This is a genomic window from Nostocoides japonicum T1-X7, assembly GCF_001046855.1.
Classification (GTDB): domain Bacteria; phylum Actinomycetota; class Actinomycetes; order Actinomycetales; family Dermatophilaceae; genus Nostocoides; species Nostocoides japonicum.
The window spans coordinates 1313329-1337064 of record NZ_HF570958.1; the positions used below are offsets into that span (position 1 = coordinate 1313329).

The 23736-nt window shown below is 73.0% G+C and carries 17 protein-coding genes and 2 pseudogenes; 10 read left to right on the top strand and 9 right to left on the bottom strand.

The genetic code is table 11. From position 1 onward, the window contains the following. Positions 1 to 1043 (top strand): VWA domain-containing protein (locus tag BN12_RS25015; RefSeq protein ID WP_053079962.1); only part of this gene is annotated, 1043 nt, incomplete at its 5' end. Between the two features lie 36 nt (positions 1044 to 1079). Continuing rightward, positions 1080 to 2905 (top strand): annotated as a pseudogene (locus tag BN12_RS06005) (acetyl/propionyl/methylcrotonyl-CoA carboxylase subunit alpha). Positions 2906 to 3144: 239 nt separating this feature from the next. Here the strand turns inward: BN12_RS06005 and BN12_RS06010 are convergent. Genes BN12_RS06010 through BN12_RS06030 form a run of 5 tightly spaced genes read right to left on the bottom strand, consistent with a single transcriptional unit; the run spans position 3145 to position 7909 of the window. Beyond that, positions 3145 to 3924, bottom strand: a complete 780-nt coding sequence (locus tag BN12_RS06010; RefSeq protein WP_048550878.1) for a GAP family protein — start codon at positions 3922 to 3924, stop codon at positions 3145 to 3147. Further along, complete coding sequence (locus tag BN12_RS06015) at positions 3918 to 4811, bottom strand: 5-oxoprolinase subunit C family protein (RefSeq protein ID WP_048550879.1); 894 nt, start codon at positions 4809 to 4811, stop codon at positions 3918 to 3920. Before BN12_RS06015 ends, BN12_RS06010 begins: the two co-directional genes overlap by 7 nt. Beyond that, on the bottom strand, positions 4808 to 5710 hold the full coding sequence (locus BN12_RS06020; protein WP_157635376.1) for a 5-oxoprolinase subunit B family protein: 903 nt from the start codon (positions 5708 to 5710) through the stop codon (positions 4808 to 4810). Before BN12_RS06020 ends, BN12_RS06015 begins: the two co-directional genes overlap by 4 nt. Further along, a complete protein-coding gene (locus BN12_RS06025; protein WP_048550880.1) occupies positions 5710 to 6486 on the bottom strand; it encodes a LamB/YcsF family protein in 777 nt (258 codons plus the stop codon). Before BN12_RS06025 ends, BN12_RS06020 begins: the two co-directional genes overlap by 1 nt. Before the next feature lie 16 nt (positions 6487 to 6502). Continuing rightward, positions 6503 to 7909: an NAD(P)H-quinone dehydrogenase gene (locus BN12_RS06030; protein WP_048550881.1), complete on the bottom strand. Its 1407-nt coding sequence runs from the start codon at positions 7907 to 7909 to the stop codon at positions 6503 to 6505. A 196-nt stretch (positions 7910 to 8105) separates the two neighbouring features. On the opposite strand from BN12_RS06030, the gene BN12_RS06035 reads away from it, so the two are divergent. The 5 genes and pseudogenes from BN12_RS06035 to BN12_RS06055 all read left to right on the top strand — a co-directional run. Continuing rightward, entirely contained in the window at positions 8106 to 9242 is a 1137-nt protein-coding gene (locus BN12_RS06035; RefSeq protein ID WP_048550884.1) for an ABC transporter substrate-binding protein, read from the top strand. Between the two features lies 1 nt (position 9243). Continuing rightward, on the top strand, positions 9244 to 10128 hold the full coding sequence (locus tag BN12_RS06040; RefSeq protein WP_048550885.1) for an ABC transporter permease: 885 nt from the start codon (positions 9244 to 9246) through the stop codon (positions 10126 to 10128). Between the two features lie 12 nt (positions 10129 to 10140). Beyond that, the gene (locus BN12_RS06045; RefSeq protein WP_048550887.1) at positions 10141 to 10995 is read left to right on the top strand and encodes an ABC transporter permease; all 855 of its coding nucleotides are present in this window, start codon (positions 10141 to 10143) and stop codon (positions 10993 to 10995) included. Then, complete coding sequence (locus tag BN12_RS06050; protein WP_048550893.1) at positions 10992 to 12071, top strand: ABC transporter ATP-binding protein; 1080 nt, start codon at positions 10992 to 10994, stop codon at positions 12069 to 12071. Before BN12_RS06045 ends, BN12_RS06050 begins: the two co-directional genes overlap by 4 nt. 78 nt (positions 12072 to 12149) lie before the next feature. Beyond that, positions 12150 to 13826 (top strand): annotated as a pseudogene (locus BN12_RS06055) (amidase); the annotation flags it as partial. 462 nt (positions 13827 to 14288) lie between these two features. Here BN12_RS06055 and BN12_RS06060 read toward each other — a convergent pair. Then, a complete protein-coding gene (locus tag BN12_RS06060; RefSeq protein WP_048550896.1) occupies positions 14289 to 15557 on the bottom strand; it encodes a YncE family protein in 1269 nt (422 codons plus the stop codon). A 459-nt stretch (positions 15558 to 16016) separates the two neighbouring features. Here BN12_RS06060 and BN12_RS06065 point away from each other — a divergent pair, with 459 nt between their 5' ends. Both BN12_RS06065 and BN12_RS06070 read left to right on the top strand, forming a co-directional pair. Further along, entirely contained in the window at positions 16017 to 16853 is an 837-nt protein-coding gene (locus BN12_RS06065) for a purine-nucleoside phosphorylase (protein WP_048550898.1), read from the top strand. 9 nt (positions 16854 to 16862) lie between these two features. After that, on the top strand, positions 16863 to 18536 hold the full coding sequence (locus tag BN12_RS06070; RefSeq protein ID WP_048550899.1) for a phospho-sugar mutase: 1674 nt from the start codon (positions 16863 to 16865) through the stop codon (positions 18534 to 18536). Between the two features lie 80 nt (positions 18537 to 18616). Here the strand turns inward: BN12_RS06070 and BN12_RS26455 are convergent, their stop codons facing one another. Both BN12_RS26455 and BN12_RS06080 read right to left on the bottom strand, forming a co-directional pair. Next, complete coding sequence (locus BN12_RS26455) at positions 18617 to 19312, bottom strand: PKD domain-containing protein (RefSeq protein ID WP_048550901.1); 696 nt, start codon at positions 19310 to 19312, stop codon at positions 18617 to 18619. Then, the gene (locus tag BN12_RS06080) at positions 19309 to 19959 is read right to left on the bottom strand and encodes a hypothetical protein (RefSeq protein WP_162233054.1); all 651 of its coding nucleotides are present in this window, start codon (positions 19957 to 19959) and stop codon (positions 19309 to 19311) included. Before BN12_RS06080 ends, BN12_RS26455 begins: the two co-directional genes overlap by 4 nt. Positions 19960 to 20357: 398 nt before the next feature. Between BN12_RS06080 and BN12_RS06085 the strand changes: the two genes are divergently transcribed. Beyond that, positions 20358 to 21245 (top strand): hypothetical protein, encoded by an 888-nt coding sequence (locus tag BN12_RS06085; protein WP_048550904.1) that lies wholly within the window; start codon positions 20358 to 20360, stop codon positions 21243 to 21245. A gap of 163 nt (positions 21246 to 21408) precedes the next feature. Here the strand turns inward: BN12_RS06085 and BN12_RS06090 are convergent. Continuing rightward, positions 21409 to 23736: WD40 repeat domain-containing protein (locus tag BN12_RS06090; RefSeq protein ID WP_048550905.1), on the bottom strand; the 2328-nt coding region annotated here is incomplete at its 5' end.

Below are 23736 nucleotides of genomic sequence, written 5' to 3' on the forward strand. Positions count from 1 at the left end.
CCCCCGAGCGACTGGGTCGTCGGGACGACCCCGAGCCCGACGCCCTCGGCGGCGGCACGGAGGGGGGCGACGGCGCCGGAGCGGCCGCACGCCCCGGCGCATCCGGCGGGGAAGACGGACCCGGTGCGTCCGACCCCGCGGACCCCGGGCCGAGCGTCACAGGATCGTATGCCGACCGGTTCACGCGCGACGAGCTGCGGGCCGAGGTCGCGGCGTTCCGGAGGCGCATCGAGACCGAGACTCGGCGCCGCAACGCCGAGTCGCGCGGCGCCGAGCGGATCTCCCGGTACGCGGTCCGGCCCTCCGCCGAGGAGCAGCCGTTCCTCCTGTACGGACGCGCCGACGTCGAGGAGATGCGCCGAACCATCGCTCCGCTGGCTCGCAAGCTCGGCACGCGGATGTCGGCTCGCCGTCGCCGGGCGACCCGCGGACACATCGACGTGCGGCGCACCCTCCGGGCGTCCATGTCGACCGGTGGCGTCCCCATGCGGCCCGCCTACGTGGCTCGCCAGCACGGCCGGCCCGACCTCGTCGTCCTCGCCGACCTGTCGTCGTCGGTGGCGGGCTTCTCCCGGTTCACGATCCTGCTCATGCAGGCGCTCGCCGGGCAGTTCCGCCGGATCCGGGTGTTCGGCTTCGTCAACATCGCCGACGAGCTGACCGACACGATCGTCGGCGCGGCGCCGGGTGCGGACCTCACGGCGGCCTTCGGCGACCTCTCGCGGATGACGCGGTGGCACCGGAACAGCGACTACGGCGCGGCCCTCCGGGACGTCGTGGACCGGTATGCCGACGCGGTCGGCCATCGGACGACCCTGCTCATCCTCGGCGACGCGCGGACCAACGGGACGGACCCGGCATACGACGCCCTGCGCAGCCTCGTCGAGCGGGCGCGGCACGTCGTCTGGCTCAACCCGGAGCCGGCGCGCACGTGGGGCACGGGCGACTCGGTGGCCCACCGCTACGCCGAGATCGTCGACATGCACGAGTGCCGCACCGTCGCCCAGCTCCGGCGGTTCGTCGACCGCACGATGCCGGTCTGAGCCGCGGTGGGACCCGGCCGCGGCATCCGGTATGCCATGCCTCACGGCACCGCGGCGGGTCACCGGCCGGGCGATAAGGTGCCCAGCGTGCCCATCTCGAAGGTTCTCATCGCCAACCGTGGCGAGATCGCCGTCCGGATCGCTCGCGCCTGCAAGGACGCCGGGCTCGGATCGGTCGCCGTCTACGCCGAGCCGGACCGGGACGCCCTCCACGTGCGGGTCGCCGACGAGGCATACGCCCTCGGGGGCAGCACTCCGGGCGACTCCTACCTCGTCCAGGACACGCTCCTCGACGTCGCGAAGCGTGCCGGCGCCGACGCGGTCCACCCGGGATACGGCTTCCTCGCCGAGAACGCGTCGTTCGCCCAGGCGGTCATCGACGCGGGGCTGACGTGGATCGGCCCGTCACCGGAGGCGATCGACGCCCTCGGCGACAAGGTGAAGGCACGCCACATCGCGCTCGCGGCCGACGCCCCGCTCGTGCCGGGCACGAAGGATCCCGTGAGCGGGCCCGACGAGGTCGTCGCGTTCGCGGCGGAGCACGGCCTGCCGGTCGCCATCAAGGCGGCATACGGCGGAGGCGGTCGCGGCCTCAAGGTGGCCCGGACCATCGAGGAGATCCCTCATCTCTACGACTCGGCCGTCCGCGAGGCGGTGACGGCGTTCGGGCGGGGCGAGTGCTTCGTCGAGCTGTTCCTCGACAAGCCGCGGCACGTGGAGACCCAGTGCCTCGCCGACCAGCACGGCAACGTCGTCGTCGTCTCGACGCGCGACTGCTCCCTCCAGCGCCGCAACCAGAAGCTCGTCGAGGAGGCGCCCGCGCCGTTCCTCAGCGAGGAGCAGCACGCCGAGCTGGTCCGGGCCTCCAAGGCGATCCTGCGCGGCGCCTCCTACGTCGGGGCGGGGACGTGCGAGTTCCTCGTGGCCCAGGACGGCCACATCTCCTTCCTCGAGGTCAACACCCGCCTCCAGGTGGAGCACCCGGTCACCGAGGAGGTGACCGGCATCGACCTCGTGCGGGAGCAGTTCCGGATCGCCGACGGCGAGGAGCTCGGGTACTCCGACCCCGAGCCGCACGCCCACTCCTTCGAGTTCCGGATCAACGGCGAGGACGCCGGGCGGGGTTTCCTCCCCGCGCCGGGCACCGTCACGCGGATGGTCGTCCCGGCCGGCCCGGGTGTCCGCTGGGACGCCGGCATCGTCGAGGGCGACACCGTCGCGGGCGCCTTCGACTCGATGATCGCCAAGCTCGTCGTCACCGGCGCGACCCGGCGGCAGGCCCTCGAGCGGTCCCGCCGGGCCCTCGACGAGCTCGTCATCGAGGGCATGCCGACCGTCGTGCCGTTCCACCGCGCCGTCGTGTCCGACCCGGCCTTCGCCCCCGCCTCGGCCGACGCGCCCTTCACGACCCACACCCGGTGGATCGAGACGGAGTTCGACAACACCATCGAGCCGTATGCCGGACCCGTCGCCGACGCCCCGGAGGCGCAGGAACGGCAGCGGGTCACCGTCGAGGTCGGCGGCAAGCGGCTCGAGGTGGTGCTCCCGGGCGGGCTCGCCCTCGGCGGCGGCTCCTCGGCGGCCCCGGCGCCAAGAAGAAGGCGCCCCGGCGATCCAGCGGATCCGGCGGCGGGGCGAAGGCCTCGGGCGACTCGCTGACCGCTCCTATGCAGGGCACGATCGTCAAGATCGCCGTCGAGGACGGTCAGCAGGTCGCCGAGGGTGACCTCGTCGTCGTCCTCGAGGCGATGAAGATGGAGCAACCGATCACCGCCCACAAGGCGGGCACCATCAGCGGCCTGTCCGCCGAGGTCGGCCAGACGGTGACGAACGGCGCCGTCCTCGCGACGATCACCGACTGATCCCTCTCCCCAGCACGCCTCCGCCCGCCCCTTCCTCCCCTTCCCGTTTCGGCAGGTGTGGGCTTTCCGTGGTCGGCATCGCGAGACGACCACGACAACCCCGCACCTGCCGAGCGGGGTCAACGCCGCACGTGCCGAGTTGATGCTGTCCCCGAGGCGATCCGACGACATCTACTCGGCACGTGCGAAGAGGGACAGCGGACGGCGCGGGCAGCGGGGCGCGGCGCCGAGGCAGCCCGTCAGCGGAGGCCGGCCGTCGCGTGCCAGAGGAGGAAGGTCGCCCCGACGCAACAGGCGACGACGGACGCCCACCGCGTGCCCTGGGCGATCCGCAGCCGCCATCGGGGACTGACGCCCACCTTGTCGGGCGCGAACCGGAACACGAGCGCCGGGATCCACGCCGGTGCGAGGACGATGACCGTCGCGACGACGAGGTAGACGACGTTGACGACGGCCGGCAGGGGCGAGGCGCCGAGCCGCTGCGCGACGGACACATAGAGGGGCAGCGTGGTGAAGTTCGTCAGCATCCCGACGACACCCCAGGCGAAGACTCCTCGACTGGGCGTCTGGTCCGGTTCGGTCGAGGGTGGCGCGGGGGGTGTCCGTATCAGCTTGACGGCATACCCGATGAGGATGAGGGCGAGCACCGCGTCCACCCAGCGCGAGGCGAGGGCTCGTGCGGTGTCATCGGCTGCGGTTGCGCCGAGCAGGCCGATGCTCGCTCCACCGATGACGACGAGGACGAGGGCGTTGCCCGCGAGGAACCGGAGCGCGCCCCGCTCCCCCTCGTTCGACGCGACGGTCGAGGCGTTGAGGAAGACGACCGGACTCCACGACGCGAGGATCGACAGGGGCAGGACGGAGAGCGCGACGGTGCCCGCCGAGGCGACGACGGTATGCGCGGAGCCCGCGACGGCGGTCAGCTCCACCATCCCGGGGAGCCCGACGATCCGAACGAGACCAGGCATCCCGTGAATGCCGCCCGACGCCGTGATCCCGGCGAGCAGGGCGGTCAGCATGCCGGCAGCGGCGCCCGGCCGCGCCAGCGGAGGCGGACCTGCTGGCCGGGGCGCAGCTGGGCCGCGTGGGACACGGACTCGTCGGTGAGGACGGCGACGACCGGATAGCCGCCGGTCACCGGGTGGTCGGCGAGGAACACGACGAGCTCGCCACCCGGCGGCAGTTGCACGGCTCCGGACACGAGTCCTTCGCTCGGCAGTTCCACGTCGGTATGCCGGACCAGGCCCGCCGCGGCAGCCCCCGCCAAGCGGACCCCGACGCGGTTGCTGTCGGCGCCGACGGTCCACACACCGCCGGTGAGTGCACCGGGCTCGGACAGCCGGTCGGTCCGTGGCCCGGGGAGTACCACCAGCTCGGCGACATCGCCGGCCGGCGTGACGACGGGGGCCTCGTCGACGCCCGGCAGGACGGCGGGGTCGGCCGGACCGACCACCAGCACCATCCCCGCGTCCACCGGATCCGGTCCGAGCCCGGCGAGGACGTCGCGCGAGCATGATCCGAGGACGGGGGGCATCTCGATGCCGCCGCGGAGCGACACGTAGGTGCGCAGTCCCTCGGTAGGCGTCCCGAGGCGCAGGGTGGCGCCGTGGGACAGGTGGAACGGCGCGGCATACCCCACCTCGGCGCCGTCCACGGCCGCGGGGCACCGCGCACCCGTGAGGGCGGCGAGCAGGTCGCCCTCGGCCCGGACAGTCAGTCCGCCGAGGAGTACCTCGAGGGCGGCGCGGCCGCGCGGGTTCCCGACGAGTCGCTCCCCCAGTTCGTATGCCGTCCGGTCGGCCGCTCCGGACGGGCTCACGCCGAGGTGGGCCAGGCCGGCGCGGCCGGCGTCCTCGACAAGGGTGAGCGGACCCGGGTCGAGGACGTGGAGCGCCCGGCCGTTCATCGCCGGACCTCGACGAAACGAACCGTCGCACCGGGCGGGAGGAGGGCCGGCGGCGAGCGGTCGACGTCCCAGACGACGGAATCGGTCCGTCCGATGAGCTGCCAGCCCCCCGGCGACGCCGTGGGGTAGACGCCCGAATACTCGCCCGCGAGCCCGACCGACCCGGCCCCGATCCGGGGACGTGGCCGTGGTCGCCGCGGCACGACGAGCCGGGGGTCGCCGCCGACGAGGTAGGCGAAGCCTGGCGCGAACCCCCCGAAGGCGACGGTCCATGGTGTCCCCGTGTGGGCGGCGACGACACCGTCCGGGCCGAGGCCGGTGAGCCGGCCGACCTCCGCGAGGTCAGGGCCGTCGTAGACGACGGGGATCTCGACGGTCGTGGTGCACAGACCCCGATCGGGTGCCAGACCGCCAGCTTCCCGACCCGCCGGTTCGTCCAGCACGTCGCGAGTGGTGCACAGACCCCGATCGGGTGCCAGAGCGCCAGGGGCCGGGGCGTCGGGAGTGATGGTGGCGGCGAGGGATGCGAGGGCCGCGCGCAGCGGGGGAAGGGCGGTCGGCACGTCGACGGTGACGAGCACCGTCCGGGCGGCGGGGACGACGTCGACGACGTGCGACCAGACCGACCGCGCGGGCTCGCCCCGACCGTCGCCCCCCTCCCGCATCGGCGTGGGCCCTGCCGCGGGGACGTCGACGACGTGCGACCAGACCGACCGCGCGGGCTCGCCCCGGCCGTCGCTACGCACCGGTGGTGTCACCGAGCCTGCCGCCTCCGCCTCGGGTGTCTCCTCGGGCCCGACGCGCGCCGCGACGGCGGCGCGGAGGGCGAGGACGGACCCGAGGTCGGCGAGCTCGACGAGCACGGCACGCTCGCCGCACGGAAGGAGCCGCGCCTCCATCAGGCGAACGGGGCGACCCCGACGCCCCGGGCCGACAGGGCGTCGCGGACCGCTCGCGCGATGGCGACCGCCCCCGGGGTGTCCCCGTGGACACAGAGGGACCCGACCGAGACGTGGATCTCGACGCCGTCGACGCTCACGACCCGGCCGTCGAGGATCATCCGGGCGGCCCGCTCGGCGACGACAGCGGGGTCGGTGACCACAGCCCCGGGCTCGGACCGGGGCACGAGGCGACCGTCCGCGGCATACCCCCGATCCGCGAATCCCTCTGTCACACAGCGTAGTCCGGCGTCTGCAGCGGCCGCGAGGAAGGTGGATCCGGGAAGCCCGAGCACCGGGAGGGACGAGTCGTATGCGACGACGGCCGCGACGACCGCCGCCGCCTGTGACTCGTGGTGGACGACCGCGTTGTAGAGCGCGCCGTGCGGCTTGACGTAGCGGACCGCCGTGCCCTCCGCCCGGCAGATGGCCTCGAGCGCCCCGAGCTGGTAGAGGACGTCGGCGGTCAACTCGTCCGGGGCGACGTCGATGAACCGGCGCCCGAAGCCGACGAGGTCCCGGTAGGCGACCTGGGCGCCGACGGTGACGCCGGCGGCGGCCGCCGCGCGCACGGTCCGGCGCAGGGTCAGCGGATCGCCGGCGTGGAAGCCGCAGGCGACGTTGGCGCTCGTGACGAGCCCGACCATCGCCTCGTCGTCGCCGAGCCGCCAGGTGCCGAGGGACTCGCCGAGGTCGGCGTTGACGTCGACGGTCGTAGCGGTCGGGGTGGCGTCCATCGGGTGCGGCCCCGTCTCACCCGGCGACGTGGAGGCGGCGGGCCGCCTCGGCGATGGAGCCGATGAGCGACGGGTAGACCGTCGAGGTGCTCGCGATCTGGTCGACGTTGAGCCGCAGGTGGACGGCCTGGGCCACGGGGAAGATGAGCTCGGAGGCGCGTGGCGCGACGACGACGCCGCCGAGGACCGCCCCCGAGCCGGGCTGCGCGAAAAGCTTCACGAAGCCGTCGGTGATGCCTTGCATCTTCGCCCTCGCGTTGCGCGACAACGGGAGCATGACGGCCTCGCCCTCGACCCGGCCCTCGTCGAGGTCCTTCTGGGACACCCCGACGGTCGCGATCTCGGGGTCGGTGAAGATGTTCGCCGCCACCGCGCGCAGGTTGATCGGCGTGACGGTGTCGCCGAGGGCGTGCGACATCGCGAGGCGGCCCTGCATCGCGGCGACCGACGCGAGGGGAAGGACGCCGGTGCAGTCGCCCGCGGCATACACGCCCATGGCACTCGTCCGCGAGACGCGGTCCACCTCGACGTGGCCCGAGCGGCTGAGCCTCACGCCGGCCTCCTCCAGGCCGAGGCCCGAGGTCTGCGGGATCGAGCCGACGGCGAGGAGGGCATGCGACCCGGTCACCTCACGGCCGTCGACGAGCCGGACGACGACCCCGTCCGCCGTGCGGGAGACCGCGGCCATCCGGGAGCGGCCGAGGACCTCCATGCCCCGCCGGCGGAAGACGTCCTCGATGACCTGGGCGGCGTCGGCGTCCTCGCCGGGCAGGACGCGGTCGCGCGACGACACGAGGACGACCTGCGACCCGAGACCGAGGTAGGCCTGGGCCAGCTCGGCGCCCGTCACACCGGACCCGACGACGACGAGCCGTTCGGGGAGCTCGGGCAGCGCGTAGATCTGTTGCCAGGTGAGGATCCGCTCCCCGTCGGGCACCGCGGTGTCCATGACCCGGGGCGTCGCGCCGGTGGCGACGAGGACGACGTCGGCCGGGATGACGTCCTCCGAGCCGTCCGGATAGGTCGCGACGATGTCGTGCGGCCCCGCCAGCATGGCGGTCCCGTCGATGACGCGGACGCCCACCTCGCGCAGCCGCGCGGCGATGTCGGCACTCTGCGCCGAGGCGAGGTCGAGGATCCGGCGGTTGACGACGGCGATGTCGGCGAGCGACTCGGTGACCGCGTCCCCCTCGTGGTCCTGGAGACGGATCCCGGCCGCCGCGGCGGTGTCGAGCTCCGACATGATGTCGGCCGTCGCGACGAGGGCCTTGCTCGGCACGCAGTCGGTGAGGACGGCGGCGCCGCCGACGCCGTCCTTCTCGACGAGCGTGACCTCGGCGCCGAGCTGAGCGGCGACGAGGGCTGCCTCGTAGCCGCCGGGTCCTCCTCCGAGGATGACGACCGAGGTGGTGCGCGCGCTCACGGGTCCATCCAACCATCGCGAGCGGCGCGCCCGGGACGACAGGGAACGCCGAGATGACGTTTGGGTGACGGACCGGCACCCGCCCCCTCGGCTTCCGTTCCGATTCCCCGCGACCGCTCGTATGCTCCGAACAGGCGGGGTTCCGCCCGTCGGCATCCGCCGGCACACCGCGCTTCGAGGAAGGTCGCTGAGTTTCATGAACCGTGTGCTGACCAGGAGGGCGACCGGTGTGGCCGCTCTGTCCGTCGTCGCCGCCGTGGCCATGGCCGCGTGCTCCCCGCCGGAGAAGTCCTCCGGCTCCGGGTCGTCCGGTGGCGTCTCCGCGGCCACGGCGACGTCCGCAGCGGACCTCGGAGGCATGGACAAGCTCGTCGACGCGGCGAAGAAGGAGGGCAAGCTCAACGTCATCGCGCTGCCGCCGGACTGGGCCAACTACGGCGCGATCATCAAGGCGTTCCAGGCGAAGTACGGCATCACGATCACGAGCGCCCAGCCCGACGCGAGCAGCGCCGACGAGATCGCCGCCGCCAAGCGCCTCAAGGGCCAGGGCTCGGCGCCCGACGTCTTCGACCTCGGCTCGGCGGTCGCCCTCGCCAACACCTCGATGTTCACGCCCTACAAGGTCGCGACGTGGAACGACATCGGTGCCGACTTCAAGGAGCCGACGGGCCTGTGGGTCAACGACTACGGCGGCTACATGTCGATCGGCTACAACACGGCCAAGGTCCCGGCCGTCACCTCCGTCGACGACCTCACCAAGCCCGCCTACAAGGGCAAGGTCGCCCTCAACGGCGACCCGACGAAGGCCGGCGCCGCCTTCGCCGGCGTCCAGATGGTCTCGGTCTCCCAGGGCGGCACCGTCGGCGATATCAGCAAGGGCGTCGACTTCTTCAAGACGCTGAAGAAGGACGGCAACTTTATCCCCGTCGACCCGACCCCGGCGACCATCCAGTCCGGCCAGACGCCCGTCGTCATCGACTGGGACTACACGAACGCCGCGCTGACGCCGAAGCTGCCGACGTGGAAGGTCCTGGTCCCCAGCAACGCCGTCGTCGCGGGCTACTACTTCCAGGCCATCAGCAAGGACGCGCCGCACCCGGCCGCCGCGCGGCTGTGGCAGGAGTACCTCTTCTCCGACGAGGGCCAGAACCTCTACCTCAAGGGCGGAGCGCGCCCGGTCCGCTTCGACGCGATGAAGAAGGCCGGCACGCTCGACGAGACGGCGGCCGCGGCGCTGCCCACGGTCAAGGGAACCCCGATCGTCCCGGCGCAGGACGACTCGGCCAAGGCGACGGCATACCTCACGAAGAACTGGGCCAACGCGGTCGGCTGACGTGACCGACGCACCGCGCGGCAGGGTGCTCCGAGAGATCCGTCCCTCGGGCGCCCTGCTCGGCGTCGTTCCCTTCTTCGCCTACGTCACCGTCTTCCTCCTCATCCCGACGCTCGTCGTCCTCGTCGGCGCCTTCGTGAGCGACGGGCGCGTGACGATGGGCAACATCGACGCGCTGTGGGAGCCGGCCGTCGTCACGGCCCTGTGGCAGTCCGTCGTCCTCTCCGCGGTCACCGCGGTCGTCGGGGCGGTCGTCGGCGGGCTCCTCGCGTATGCCGTCTCGACCGCGGCCCCCGGCGGCGTCCTGCGGCGCTTCCTCACGTCGCTGTGCGGCGTGCTGGCCCAGTTCGGCGGCGTGGCCCTCGCCTTCGCCTTCCTCGCGACGTTCGGCGCCGGGGCGCTCCTCACGACCCTCTTCGCCGACCTCGGCATCGGAAGCGGCAGCGGCGGCACGTGGATCTACGAGTGGAACAAGGGCCTCATGCTCGTCTACCTCTACTTCCAGATCCCGCTCATGCTCATCGTCTTCCTCCCGGCGGTCGAGGGTCTCAAGCCCCAGTGGCGCGAGGCGACCGAGACTCTCGGCGGCAGCACCTTCACGTATTGGCGCCGGGTCGCCGCGCCGATCCTCATGCCGTCCTTCATCGGGGCCCTCCTGCTGCTCTTCACGAACGCCTTCAGCGCGTATGCGACGGCCGCCGCACTCGTCTCCCAGGGCTCTCCCCTCCTGCCGCTGCAGATCGGCGGGACGTTCACCTCCGAGGTCGTCATCGGGCAGGCCAACGTCGGCAAGGCGATGGCCCTGGAGATGATGGTCGTCGTCGCCGTCGTCATGGCCGCCTACGCGATCCTCGACCGCCGCGCCTCCCGGTGGCTCGTCCGATGAGGGGGTCGCGCGATGAGTAGCGGCCAGCGGGCCCGGTTCCGGCGCAAGCAGGCGATCCTGCGGCGCGTCGTCGTCACCGTCGTCATGATCTTCTTCCTCGTGCCGCTCTACGCCATGTTCGACTACACGACGCGCGATCTCGCGTCCGGCGGCCGGTCGATGCGGACGTGGAAGACGCTCCTGGACTTCGGCAAGGTCTCCGAGCAGTACCCCGACCTGAGGACCGGGTTCATCGCCTCGGTCCTCCTCGCGGTCCTCACCGTCGCGATCATGCTCGTCCTCCTCGTCCCGACGATGACGTGGGTCCGGCTCCGCCTGCCCGGCCTCTCGCGGATCGTCGAGTTCATCTGCCTGCTCCCGCTCACCGTCCCCGCGATCGTCCTCGTCGTCGGGCTCACGCCCATCTACGCCTGGGTGACGTACCTCCTCGGCGGGGCGACGGTGTGGCTCTGCTTCGCCTACGTCATCCTCGTCCTGCCGTACGCCTACCGGGCCCTCGACGCCGGCCTGCGGGCCATCGACGTCCGGACGCTCTCCGAGGCCGCCCGGTCCCTCGGTGCGAGCTGGCTCACCGTCATGTGGCGGATCGTCCTGCCGAACCTGCGGACGGCCGTGCTCTCCGCGTCCTTCCTCGCCGTCGCCCTCACGCTCGGCGAGTTCACCATCGCCAACCTCTTCAGCCGGACCAACCTGCAGGTCGCGATGTACCTGCTCGGCAAGTCCGACGCCCAGATCTCCGTCGCCGTCGGGCTTCTCGCCCTCGTCTTCGCCTTCGTCGTCCTCTTCGCCATGTCCTTCGTCGGGAGCGGCCGGGCGGGGACGTCGGCCTTCGCCCGGCTGCGCCACCATCGGAAGGAGACCGCGTGACCGAGCCGACCACGACCGGGCGTCGTGCCGAGCAGGGGGTGGCCGTCCGGCTCACCGATCTGCGCCGGACGTATGCCGGTGTCAACGCCCTCGACGCGTTCAGCCTCGACCTGGCACCCGGCGAGTTCGTCGCTCTCCTCGGGCCCTCCGGCTGCGGCAAGACGACGGCTCTGCGCTGCCTCGCGGGCCTGGAGGACCCCGACTCCGGGACGGTGACCGTCGGCGGACGCGACGTGACCGGCATACCGACGAGCAAGCGCGACATGGGGATGGTCTTCCAGGCCTACAGCCTCTTCCCGCACATGACGGCGCGGCAGAACGTCGAGTTCGGGCTCCAGCTGCGCAGGCAGCCCGCCGAGCGACGGAGACGCCGGGCCGAGGAGATGATCGAGCTCGTCGGCCTCTCGCCGCACATCGACAAGTACGCGCACCAGATGTCCGGCGGGCAGCAGCAGCGCGTCGCGCTCGCCCGGGCCCTCGCCATCGAGCCGCAGGTGCTGCTCCTCGACGAGCCGCTGTCCGCCCTCGACGCCAAGGTACGCGTCCAGCTCCGCGACGAGATCCGCCGCATCCAGCTCGACGTCGGCACGACGACGCTCTTCGTCACCCACGACCAGGAGGAGGCGCTCGCCGTCGCGGACCGGGTGGGCGTCATGCGCTCGGGTCACCTCCAGCAGATCGCTCCCCCTCAGGAGCTCTACTCGGCCCCCGTCAACGACTTCGTCGCGGATTTCGTCGGCGTGACGAACCGGCTCCGGGGCGCCGTGTCGGACGGGTCGGCGCAGGTCCTCGGCGGGGCTGTTGCGCTCCTGCCCGGGTCGGCGACGTCCGGCGAGGTCGTCGTCCTCGTCCGGCCCGAGCACGTCACCGTGCAGCCCGCGCCCGACGGGGGCGGCAACGCGGCCGTCGTGAGCGCGAGCTTCCTCGGAGCCCACGGCCGGGTCATCGCCGCCGCCGACACCGGCGACCAGGTGACGGTGCAGGTCGCGGCCTCCGCCGTCGGCGGCTTCCCTCCCGGGACGCGGGTCGTCCTCACCCCGACCGGGGAGCCCGCCCTCGCCGTCTCCGCCGACTGACCGCCGTCCCCGACCCCCCCCCCCCCACCCATCGACCCATCGGACCGTCACCACCGACGGGCCGCGGAAGCGAGAGACATGCCGAAGCCGACGCCCTCCTTCGACCTCGTCGAGGCGAGCTTCGAGGAGATCCTCGACGCCCTCGCCGACGGCACGGCGACGAGCGTCGAGCTCACCGCCCGCCACCTGGCCCGGGTCGGCGCCTTCGACCGGGACGGGGCCCGCCTCAACGCCGTGCCGCTCCTCAACCCCGAGGCGCTCGCCGAGGCGGCCGCGTCCGACCGTCGACGTCGAGAGGGCCACGCGCGGCCTCTCGAGGGGATCCCCTTCACCGTCAAGGACTCCTACATGGTGACCGGCCTGCCGGTCACGGCGGGGTCGCCCGCGTTCCGGCACCTCGTCGCGCAGTGGGACGCCTTCGCCGTCGCGACGCTCCGCGCGGCCGGTGCCGTCCTCGTCGGCCGGACGACGATGCCGCCGATGGCCGACGGCGGGATGCAGCGCGGCGTCTTCGGCCGCGCCGAGAGCCCCTACAACCCGCGCTTCCTCGCGGCCGCCTACGCCTCCGGGTCCTCGAACGGCTCGGGCGTCGCGACGGCCGCGAGCTTCGCCGCATTCAGCATGGGCGGCGAGACGGTCTCCTCGGGGCGCAGCCCGGCCTCGAACAACGGCCTGTGCGCCTACACGCCCTCCTGGGGGATCCTCTCGATGCGCGGGACGTGGCCGCTCTTCCCGGCCCGGGACGTCGTCGTGCCGTACACGCGCTCGATGCCCGACCTGCTGCGCCTGCTCGACGTCCTCGTCCAGGACGACGAGGAGACGCGTGGGGACTTCTGGCGCCACCAGAGCGTCGTCGAGCTTCCGCGGCCGAGCGAGCACCGGCCCGCCTCCTACCTCGCCCTCCAGGACCCGGATGCCGTGCGGGGCAAGCGGTTCGGCGTGCCGGCGATGTACCTCGGCAAGGATCCCGCGTTCCCCATCGCCGTGCGGCCCTCGATCCTCGCGCTGTGGGACGCCGCGAGAGCCAGGCTGGAGTCCCTGGGAGCCGAGGTCGTGGAGGTCGACTTCCCGGTCATCGAGCGCTACGAGGACGACCACCCCACGGGCGAGAACGTCGGCCGGCTCGGCGTCCTGCCCGACGGCTGGATGGACACGGAGTTCAACCACTTCCTCGCATACGGCTGGGACGACTTCCTCCGCGCGAACGGCGACCCGGCGATCCCCTCCCTCGCCGCCGTGGACCCCGACGAGATCTTCCCGCAGCCGCCGGGGTCGCTGCCCGACCGCTACGAGGAGGTCGAGGACTATCCGAACCGCTACCGCGCGACCGTCGCCCTCGCCCGGGAGGGGATCCCGGATCCTCGGGACCGCGCGGACTTCGCCGACGGCCTGCGCGCCCTCGTCCGTCTCCGCGAGGACCTCTTCGAGGGCTGGCTCGCCGACCGCGGCCTCGACGGGGTCATCTTCCCCGCGAACGCGGACGTCGGCGCCTGGAACGCCGACGTCGACGAGCGGGCAGCGGACCACGCCTGGTCCAACGGCGTGCTCTTCTCCAACGGCAACTACGCGATCCGCCACCTCGGGATCCCCACGGTGACCGTGCCCATGGGGCTGATGGCCGACATCGGTATGCCGGTCGGCCTGACCTTCGCCGGCCCCGCCTACTGCGACCCGGCCCTTCTCTCGTATGCCGCCGCGTTCGAGGCGGGTGGGACGGGGTCGCTGCGCCCGGTACCGGCCTACGCGCCCGCGCTGCCGGATGACCGGTTCGCCGCCCGCCTCGGCAGGGTCGACGCGGTGTTCGCCGGCGAGGCAGCCGACGGCCCTCCCCCGGGCGACGTGCTCGGGGGCGCGCCCGAGGACGGCACGTCCGCGGGCGAAGCACCCGGGGGCGTGCCCGACGGCGACGAGCCGGAGGTGACCCTCGAGGCCGCCCTCGGACCGGAGACCCCCGGCGGCGCGCGGCTGCTCACGCTCGCCGGTCACGTGCGGGGCGCCGACCCTTCGGACGTCCGGGTGACCGTCAACGGCGACCCCGTCGCGGTCGAGGCGGACGGCGAGCGCTGGGCGGCGTCGACGGTCCTGCCCGCCGTGGTGACGCCGCCGGAGGTCGGCGGCAACCCGCTCTCCTCCCGCGCGGTCGTCGTCGCCGTCGTGGCCGACGGGCGAGGCGTCGCCGCAGGGGCCTTCGCGGAGGTCTGACGGCGGCGTGACCGCTCAACGCATGTTGCCGGTGTGGCCGAGGCTGTAGCGGCCCGGCTGGGGCCAGACGGCGAGCCCGTGCGGCCCGGGATCGACCGGGATGTCGTGGACGACCGTGCCCGTCCGCGTGTCGAAGACGTAGACCACCGAGTTGTAGCGCCCGGACAGCCACAGCTGGCGGCCGTCGGCGGTCACCCCGCCCATGTCGGGCGACCCGCCGCCGGGGATCCGCCACGTCGCGAGCCGCCGGAGCGTCGCGGCGTCGAGGACGCTCACCGTGCCCTCGTCGCGGTTGGACACGTAGATCCTCTTCGCGTCGCGGGAGGGGTAGATGCCGTGCGCTCCGAGGCCGGTGCGGACGAACCGCTCGTATGCCATGGTCCGGACGTCGATGACCCAGATCCCGTTGCGGAGCATGTCCGCGGCGAGGAACCACCGCCCGTCCGGCGTGAGCCGCACGTCCTGCGGCATGGCCGACGCGCCGGGACGAAGGCTGTTCTTCGGGCCGTTGCTGTGCATCGCCTCGTGCGGCGACGTCGCGCCGGGCGTGCGGATTCCGTTGAGGTCGATGACCTTCTCCACGGTCGTCGCGTCGCCGTCGACGACGAGGAGCTGGCCGCTGTACTCGCAGCTCGCGACGAACCGCGAGCCGTCGGCCGTGAAGTCCGCGTGGTTGACGCCGTAGCACGGCACCGACAGCTTGTGCTGGAGCCGCATCGTGTGCGGGTCGCGGACGTCGATGCGGCGCAGCCGCTCGGCCATGACGAGGGCGTGCGTCCCGTCGGGCGTGAAGTAGAGGTTGTACGGGTCCTCGACGTCGACGGGCTTGCCCTCCCTGCCCGTCCTCGGGTCGATGGGGACGAGCTGGTTGCCGAGGTCCATGTTGACCCACAGGGTCTTCAGGTCCCACGACGGCACGACGTGCTGAGGCTCCCGCGACACCCGGAAGGTCCGGACGACCCGGTAGGTCGAGGGGTCGATGAGCTGGACGGTGTCCTGCTGGCTGTTCGGCACGTAGACCATCGGCGTGGCCGCCCGCGCGGCGGCCGACAGGTCGCCGGTGCCGGTCCTCGCATACACGTTCGTCGTCGTGCTCGGTGTCGACGGCGTCGCCGGACCCGCCGTATGCGAGGCTGCCGACCGTGTGGTGCTCGGCGTCGCGCGGGCCGACGAGGCCCCGCTGCCGTCGAGGCTGCACGCGGTGAGGGCGGCGAGCACCGAGGCCGCGAGGGCCAGTACGGTCGCCCTCGTCGCGGTCCTGCGCGTCCTGGCGGTGTGCCGCACGACGTCCCTCCGACGATGTGGATCGGGTCGCCCGCCGCCGCGAGCGGACCCGCCCCTCGACCCTATCCACGGCGGCGCGGACACAGCTCAGGCGCGCCCTGCCCGATGAGCCCGGGCTCGTCATCCATGCGTCGTAGATCCGGCGAGGCGTCGTCTCGGGGACCGACGGACATCCAATGCCGATCCGGCCTCGTGCTCGTCGTGCTCGGACAGCGTGCCGCCCCTCATGTCTGCAGGGCTCTTTGGGTGTCCGTCGGCCCGACCGACAGGCAATGGGGCGATGGCTCGCACGGCGGATCCGCCTCATGAGCACGGCGGCGTCTCGTGGGCTGCCACCGCCCCCCTATCTTCCTGTTCGTCGGGCCACCCCGGGGGCGTCGACGCCGACCACCCGGCGAGTCTCGGATGGTCGGCCGCGCGACGGGATACGCGAGGCCTCCGGCGGCTACAGTGCGACGGGTGAGCGTCCCCGCATACCTCGACCTCGCCGACCCGGCGACCGATCCCTTCGAGGTCGCCCGGGCGGCGGCCGACGTCATCCGCGAGCGCACCGGGGCGGAGCGGCATGACGTCGCCCTCGTCCTCGGATCGGGGTGGGGACAGGCCGGCGACCTCGTCGGGGAGACCCTCGCGACGATCGAGAACACCGAGGTGCCGGGCTTCGCCAAGGCCGCCGTCGCGGGGCACTCCGGCGTCATGCGCTCGGTCGCCATCGGGGACACCGGCCGGCGCGCACTCGTCTTCGGCACACGGACGCACTACTACGAGGGCCGGGGGGTGCGCGCCGTCGTCCACGGCGTGCGGACGGCGGCCGCGGCGGGCTGCCGGACCATCGTCCTCACCAACGGCTGCGGCGGCCTGCGGGAGGAGTGGGCCCCGGGCACACCGGTCCTCATCCGGGACCACATCAACCTCACCGCCGACTCCCCCATCGAGGGGCCGAACTTCGTCGACCTCACCGACCTCTACACGCCGCGGCTGCGGGACGTGGCGCGCGAGGTCGACCCGGGCCTCGACGAGGGCGTCTACGTCCAGTTCCGCGGGCCCCACTACGAGACGCCCGCCGAGGTACGGATGGCGCGGGTCATCGGCGGTGACCTCGTCGGGATGTCGACGAGTCTCGAGGCCATCGCCGCCCGGCAGGCCAGCCTCGATGTCCTCGGCGTCTCCCTCGTGACGAACGCCGCCGCCGGCATCTCCACAACGCCGCTGTCGCACGCGGAGGTCATCGAGGCGGGACAGGCCGCCGCCGAGCGCTGCGGTCGCCTCCTGGCCGCCGTCGTCACCCGGATCTGAGGGCCGGTCATGACGTCGTATGCCGATGCCTCCGCCGAGGACCTCCTCGCCGCCGCGCAGGAGTGGATCGCCGACGACCCCGACCCGGCGACCCGGGAGGAGCTGCGGCTCGTCGTCGAGCTCGCCCGATCGGGTGACCGGACGGCCCTCGCCGACCTCGCCGACCGCTTCAGCGGGACGCTCCAGTTCGGCACGGCCGGCCTGCGTGGCGCACTCGGTGCGGGACCGAACCGGATGAACCGCGCGGTCGTCATCCGCGCGGCCGCCGGCCTCACGGCATACCTCCGATCGGTCGAGCGGGACCCGTTCGTCGTCATCGGGTACGACGCCCGTCGCGACTCCGACGTCTTCGCCCACGACACCGCGGCCGTCGTCCTCGGCGGGGGCGGCGGCGCCTCGGTGCTCCCCCATCCTCTGCCGACGCCCGTCCTCGCGTTCGCGATCCGGCACCTCGGCGCCGGCGCCGGCGTCATGGTGACGGCGAGCCACAACCCGCCGCAGGACAACGGCTACAAGGTCTACCTCGGCGACGGATCGCAGATCGTGCCGCCGGCGGATGCCGATATCGCGGCCGAGATCGCCGGCATCGCAAGGGTTTCCGACGTCCCGCGCGCCGACGATGGGTGGTCCACCCTCGACGACGGGGTGGCCGACGCCTACCTCGACGCCGCGGCGCGCGTCGTCTCACCAGGCACTCCGCGACGGCTCTCGGTCGTCCACACCGCGCTGCACGGCGTCGGCACGCAGACGGTGCTCGCGGCGTTCGAGCGGGCGGGCTTCGACCTGCCCGTCGTCGTCGCGAGCCAGGCGCAGCCCGACCCGGCCTTCCCGACCGTCGGCTTCCCCAACCCCGAGGAGCCCGGCGCGATGGACGCCGCTCTCGAGCTCGCGGAGCAGACCGGGCCGGACCTCGTCATCGCCAACGACCCGGACGCCGACCGGTGCGCGGTCGCGGTCCCCGGGCCCGGTGGTTGGCGGATGCTCCGGGGCGACGAGGTCGGCGCCCTGCTGGGCTCGCACATCGTCGACCGCGGCGTTGCGCCGGGCGGCGTGTTCGCGAGCTCCATCGTGTCGTCGCGGTGGCTCGCCGCCATCGCCCGCTCGGCGGGCCTCGCGCACGTCGAGACGCTCACCGGCTTCAAGTGGATCGGGCGCGTCCCTGGTCTCGCGTACGGCTACGAGGAGGCGCTCGGCTACTGCGTCGACCCGCATACTGTCCGCGACAAGGACGGCATCACCGCGGCACTCCTCGTCGCGGAGCTCGCGGCGACCCTCAAGGCGCAGGGCCGCACCCTCCTGGACCGGCTCGACGACCTCGCCCGCGTGCACGGGGTGCACGCGACGGACGCCTTCTCGGTGCGGGTCGCCGACCTCTCGCTCATCGACGACATCATGGAGCGGCTGCGCTCCGACCCCCCTGCGGCCCTCGGCGGCTCGCCGGTCGCCCGGCTCGACGACCTCGCGGCCGGCGACGGCGGACTGCCGCCGACGGAGGGGCTGCGCTGGTACCTCGAGGACGGGTCCCGGGTCGTCGCCCGCCCGAGCGGCACCGAGCCCAAGCTCAAGGTCTACCTCGAGGCCGTCGAGCCGGTCACCGGCGGCGACCTCGCGGGCGCGCGCCACACCGCGGACGCCCGGCTCGCCGGCTTACGCACCGACATGGAGTCCCTGACCTCCGTGTGATCCATCCCCGCGGCGAGATCCCCGGGCACGGAGCCGCATCGGGTCGGTGGCGCGACCCCGGACCGTGTCGGGGCGAGGACTCAGGACGTCGGCGCCACGGTGCCCGTCGGCGTGCCGGTCGATCCATCCTCGGCGGTCCCGGTCACCATGACGACTCGGGTCATCGTCGCGCTGGCGTCGGCGGAGTCCGTGATGGTGAGGGTGACCTGATACGTCCCGGCTGTCGCGTACTCGTGCTTGGTGACGGGATCGTGTTGCGGCCCGGCGACCGTGCCGTCCCCGAAGTCGAACCGGTATGCGGTGACGTGCGCTGCGGGGCCCGGTCGCGAGCCCGAGGCGTCCATCGCGACGTCCAAAGGAGCGGGGCCGGTCCGCGGCGCGATCGTCAGGTCCGCGACCGGCGCGCGTCCGGCCGTCGGACGGCCAGTGGTCGGTGCCGTGACGACGAGGGGCGCGGAGGTCTTCGTCCGGGGGGTCGCGGAGACCTTGGTCGGACGGGTCGCGGGACCGGTGGTCGGAGGGGGTGCCGATGCTCCGGTGGGGGTGACTGCCGACGATGTCGCGGGAACGGCTGTCCGGTGGTCGGGTCGGTGCAGGTCGTGAGCCACGACGAGCAGTGCAGTGGTGAGGAGCGCGGCGACCAGGATCCGCAGCGTCAGCCATCGCCGTCGCCGGCGAGCTCCTCTGGTGGCGGCTGCGGAGAGGTCGACCGAGAGGGGGAGTGGGCGCTCGGCATCCCAGCGCCGCAAGGCCTCGTGGCGTGATGCATCGATCATGGTGACCGGCTCTCCCGGTCCCTGTGGACCGGTGGTGCCAGGGCGTGGGCGATCTCGACGGGGTCGAGGCGGAGCATCGCCGCGACGTCGGCCTCCGACAGCTCGGCGTAGTCGACGAGGGCGATGACGATCCGATGCATGGGTGGCCGGGCGGCCATGTCCTGCACGGACGTCTGGTCCTCGGCGCTGACCGGCGGCGTCACGATGCGGTAGGGCCGACCCATGCGGACGGAGAGCCGGATCAGGCGGACCGCGCGACAGATGAGGAAGATGCGTGCGGTGTCCTCGACGACGCGTCCGCGCCACAGCCGGACGGTGTCCTCGACGGCCTCGTCGACGAGTCCGCTGATCTGGTCCGTGTCGACCCCGGCGATCCGGGCGATGGACGCCAGCTGCCGTGCCTCGCTCTGGCAGACGCGTTGCAGCGTGCGGTGGCGACTGGGCACGGGCACCCTCAGGTGGATGCTGAGGGCGTCGATCTCGAACTCGGTGAGTGACGGAAGAAGGACGACGAGGAAGAGGATGGCGCCGCCCACGTCGGCGAGGTGATACCGGGCTGGGACCCACACGGACGCCACGAGCGCCGCCGTGCCGACGACGCCGAGGAGCACGCGGCCCGGGCGCCGCAGACTCTCCCACCAGGTCACGTCGCCGGAGCGACAGGTCACGACATCGCGCGAGGTCCGCGGACCGCGGGGTGACCGGTCCGCGGCGCAGGCACAACCGGTCTGCTCGTGCCCCATGGCGAGCCCTCGTTCGGACGGATGTCGCTGACCCTGCGGCCAGGCGCCCTCCAGCACACGACAGACCGGTTGCATACGAGTTGCAGCAGCGGCTCGCCGGGCCCGACAGCCACCTCCCTCGGTGCTCGCCCGACAAGGGAGAGCTCCTGCCGGACGATCCCCCGAGGCCGAGGGACCCGACGCGTGCACGTGCTCGTCGCAGCTGCTGAGGTGCTCCTTCAACCGGGGTGCAACCGGCGCGAGCGATCCTTCGTCGATGGCCCCATCGGGGGGTCGGAATCCTGTGGGGAGGAGACACGACGATGAGTGACGTCCTGGTGTTCGAGGGAGTCTGGCGGTCGGGGACCCACCGCGACCATCGTGGCGGCGGGGTCGCCGCGACGATCCCGAGGGGACACGGGTTCGGTCTCGATGGGTGGCAGGACGAGGCGGATGCGACCGTCGCCTTCCCTGGTCTGGGAGTCTGCGACTTCCTGTGGTGGGCGACCGGTGCCGCGTCCACGGAGGACCGAGGCGCCGACCCTCGCGCCGTCGACGCCCACTTCCCTCCAGGTCACCAGGCGGGGTCGGTGAGCTACTGGTACCGGCCGGAGGGCGACGGCGCGGGAGGGCCGCCAGGGCTGTGGTTCGACGCATGGTCACTCGTCGACGGCCAGTTCCTCGACTGGGACGTCGACCCGTTCGTCGTGTCCCCGGGCACCGACCGACGCGACGACCTCGCCGACTCCAGCCGCGACCGCGTCACGGTCAGCGTGTCGACGACGGGGTGGGCCGGGCGGGCGGACCTCAGCTTCGTCGGCTGGCTGGTCGTCAATGGTGAGGCGACGGCCACGGGGCAGGTCGTCTCGGCGGATACCGGGGCGTCCGCCGTCGCCTTCGCCCTGTACGGAGCCCCGGACATCCGGCTGAGGTGGCCATGGGACCACCTGAAGCCCCAGGACTGGACCATGGGCGATCCCGCGCCCATCCAGGAGATCCTCCAAGGCATCGCCTCGCGGCCCGAGGCGGGAGCGGTCGCGGACCTCCTCGCCACGATGGTCCTGCGCGCCACGACGCAGGCCCTGGCGCCCTCGTTGTCGCCGATCCTCGCTCCCGCCTTCGACGAGGCGTTCAAGACGACCGCGACCCAAGCCCTGGCGCAGCTGGGTGGAGAGGCTCAGGGGGCCACGACGGCCAAGGGCGGCGGGTAGACGGCCCGGCGTGGAATGAGCAGCGCTCCGCGGGACCTCGGCTTTATCGGGTCGCCCCGGAAGGTGTGGCTTCACCCGACATGCCTTGTCGGGTGAAGCCACGTCTTGCCGGGTCACCCGATAAAGCTGCAGGGTGGGGCACCCGACGTGGCGGGTCCCGTGCCTAGGAATCGGTGGTGCAGGGACGGACGTAGGGACGGGACCCGACGTAGGTGGACCATTCGGTCCGGGTCAGGTCGTCGCCCGCGGTGCGGCAGATGGCGTCCACCCAGGCAGAGGGTGCGGCGGGCATCGTGTAGGTACGTTGCCCGGTGGGGTCGGCACCGGTCCGGTCGTCGGGGAGGAGTCCGGCCAGGAGGCCGGTGTGCGTGAACCAGGCCTCCCAGGGCGCGATGGAGTCACCGCGCGGAGCGGGCAGGCCGGGTCCTTCCTGGGCCAGGGAGTCGGCGTCCCAGAACTGGAGCTGTCCGGCCGTGCTGCCGGTGACGATGGTGCGGTCGTCGGGAGAGACGCTGACGGACGCGATCGAACCGGGGGCGGCGACGGAAGCGCGGCCGACCCGGTCGAGGTGCGGGCCGTGGAACACCTCGAGCGCGCCGTCCGTGGTGACGATGGCGAGGACGGCTCCATCGGATGACCAGCCGATCCGCTGCGGCTGGTCGTGGCCGAGGGAGCCCTGGGCCAGCAGGTTGCCGTTGCTCGTGTCGAGCAGGCCGAGCCGGGAGTCGGCGGGCGGTTGGGCGAGGACGGGCCCGGCATACGGCCTGGTGGGTTGGTGGACGGTGGGTCCGGGGTCCGGACCCCACACGACGAGGTGTCCGTCGGGGTCGACGTGCCAGGGTTCGACGTCGACCCGGGCGGCTGCGTCGCCGCTCCACGTGACGGGCCACATGGTCCAGTGTCGGCTGGAGAGGTCGAGGACGCCGATGGTGTGGGGGCCGACGGCGGCGTAGAGCAGGCGGCCGTCGGGGCTGAGCGCGGCCTGGGCCGACGGCGGGGTGGACGGTCCGGGCGCCGCCACGGTGCTCAGCAGCCGTCCCGAGCCGAGGTCGTAGATCTGCCAGAGGACACGGCGGCGGCCGTCGCCGAGGGTGACGACCGCCGTGCGTTCGTCGTCCGCGACGTCGATGCCGGTTGGTCTGGTGCCGGCGCGCAGCGACAGCGCGTGGTCGCGCACACGGACCGGGTCCGCGGACAGGTCGAGCGTCAAGAGATCGGCCGACCCGTCGGGTGAGGTCCGCCACCCGGCGACCAGGTCACCGACCTGGACGGCCGGGTCGGCGTCGTCCACCTGCCCGGGCTGGAGGGTCAGATAGGGCTGCGAGCCGGTGAGGTCCCAGCTGGTGACCCAACCCCGGCCGTCGATGGAGTACAGGAAGCTGCCCGGCGCACCCGCGAGGGTCAGCTGGGTGGCGGGTGAGGGTGACGCCAGCGCGGAGCGGAGGACGCCGCTGCCCACGGAGTAGATGGAGATGGACCCGTCGGCCGAGGCGATGGCGAGCTCGTTCCCGTCATCGGCGAAGGCGAGGCCGGTGACCGACTGGCTCACGGCGGGAAGCGTCCGTGGCGACGACGAGGTCGCGGTGGCGCGGAGCCGGACCAGGCGGAGGTTGCGGGGCGAGGAGTCGGGAACCACGGCGAGGGTCCGGTCGTCGGGTGACATGGCGAGGATCGTCGTGGGGCCGAGGGGTGGTCCCGTCCAGCGGATGCTCTCGGGGCGCAAGGAGGAGCGGCGGGGGTCGATGACCACCGCCCGGTCGTCTTCTGTGAGGGCTACGACACGATGGCGTCCGGCGACGACCTGGACGACCGGAGAGGTGAGAGTGACCAGGCGCGGTCGGACCCCCCAGTGCGTGGTGTCGTAGATCGCCAGGGACGTGCTGCCCGGTCGGTCCGGGACCCGGCGCTCGGGCACGGCGAGCCACCGTCCGTCCGCGGTGATCACGGTCCCGGAGCGGGCCTGGTCGGGGCGGAGCGCGTCGGTGGTGACGACGCGTTCGATGTTCCCGGGCCATGCGTTCACCGCGTCGACGCGGCCCGTCGTGTCGATGGTGACGAGCTCGGCACTCACGAACGGGCCGGTTGCGCGCCCGGTGAAGCCCACGAGCCGGGTGGCCTGCACAGGAACGCTGCCGTCGATCACGTGCCGACTCGTGTCGACAGACATCAGCTGGTCGTCGGTCGTGAGGATGTACAGATCTCCGTCACCGGCACGACTCGTCATCGAGAGGGCCGGGCTCGGCAGGGTGAGGTGCCAGGTGGCGCCGTTGCCGCGGCTCAGCGCCGCGAGGAGGGCGCCACGGGTCTGGGCAGAGTCCTGGAGGCGGTATGCCGTGACGGCCAGGAGACCGGCGACGCGCTGGTCGGGCGCGGTGAGGGAGAGCGCCGCGAGCCGCCCTGCGTCGGACGTCGACGCGGCTGCGACGGCCGCGGCCCGGTTGGCGACGGCCGTGCTCCGCTCGGCGAGGGCGGCGCCGGCCGTGACGGTCGC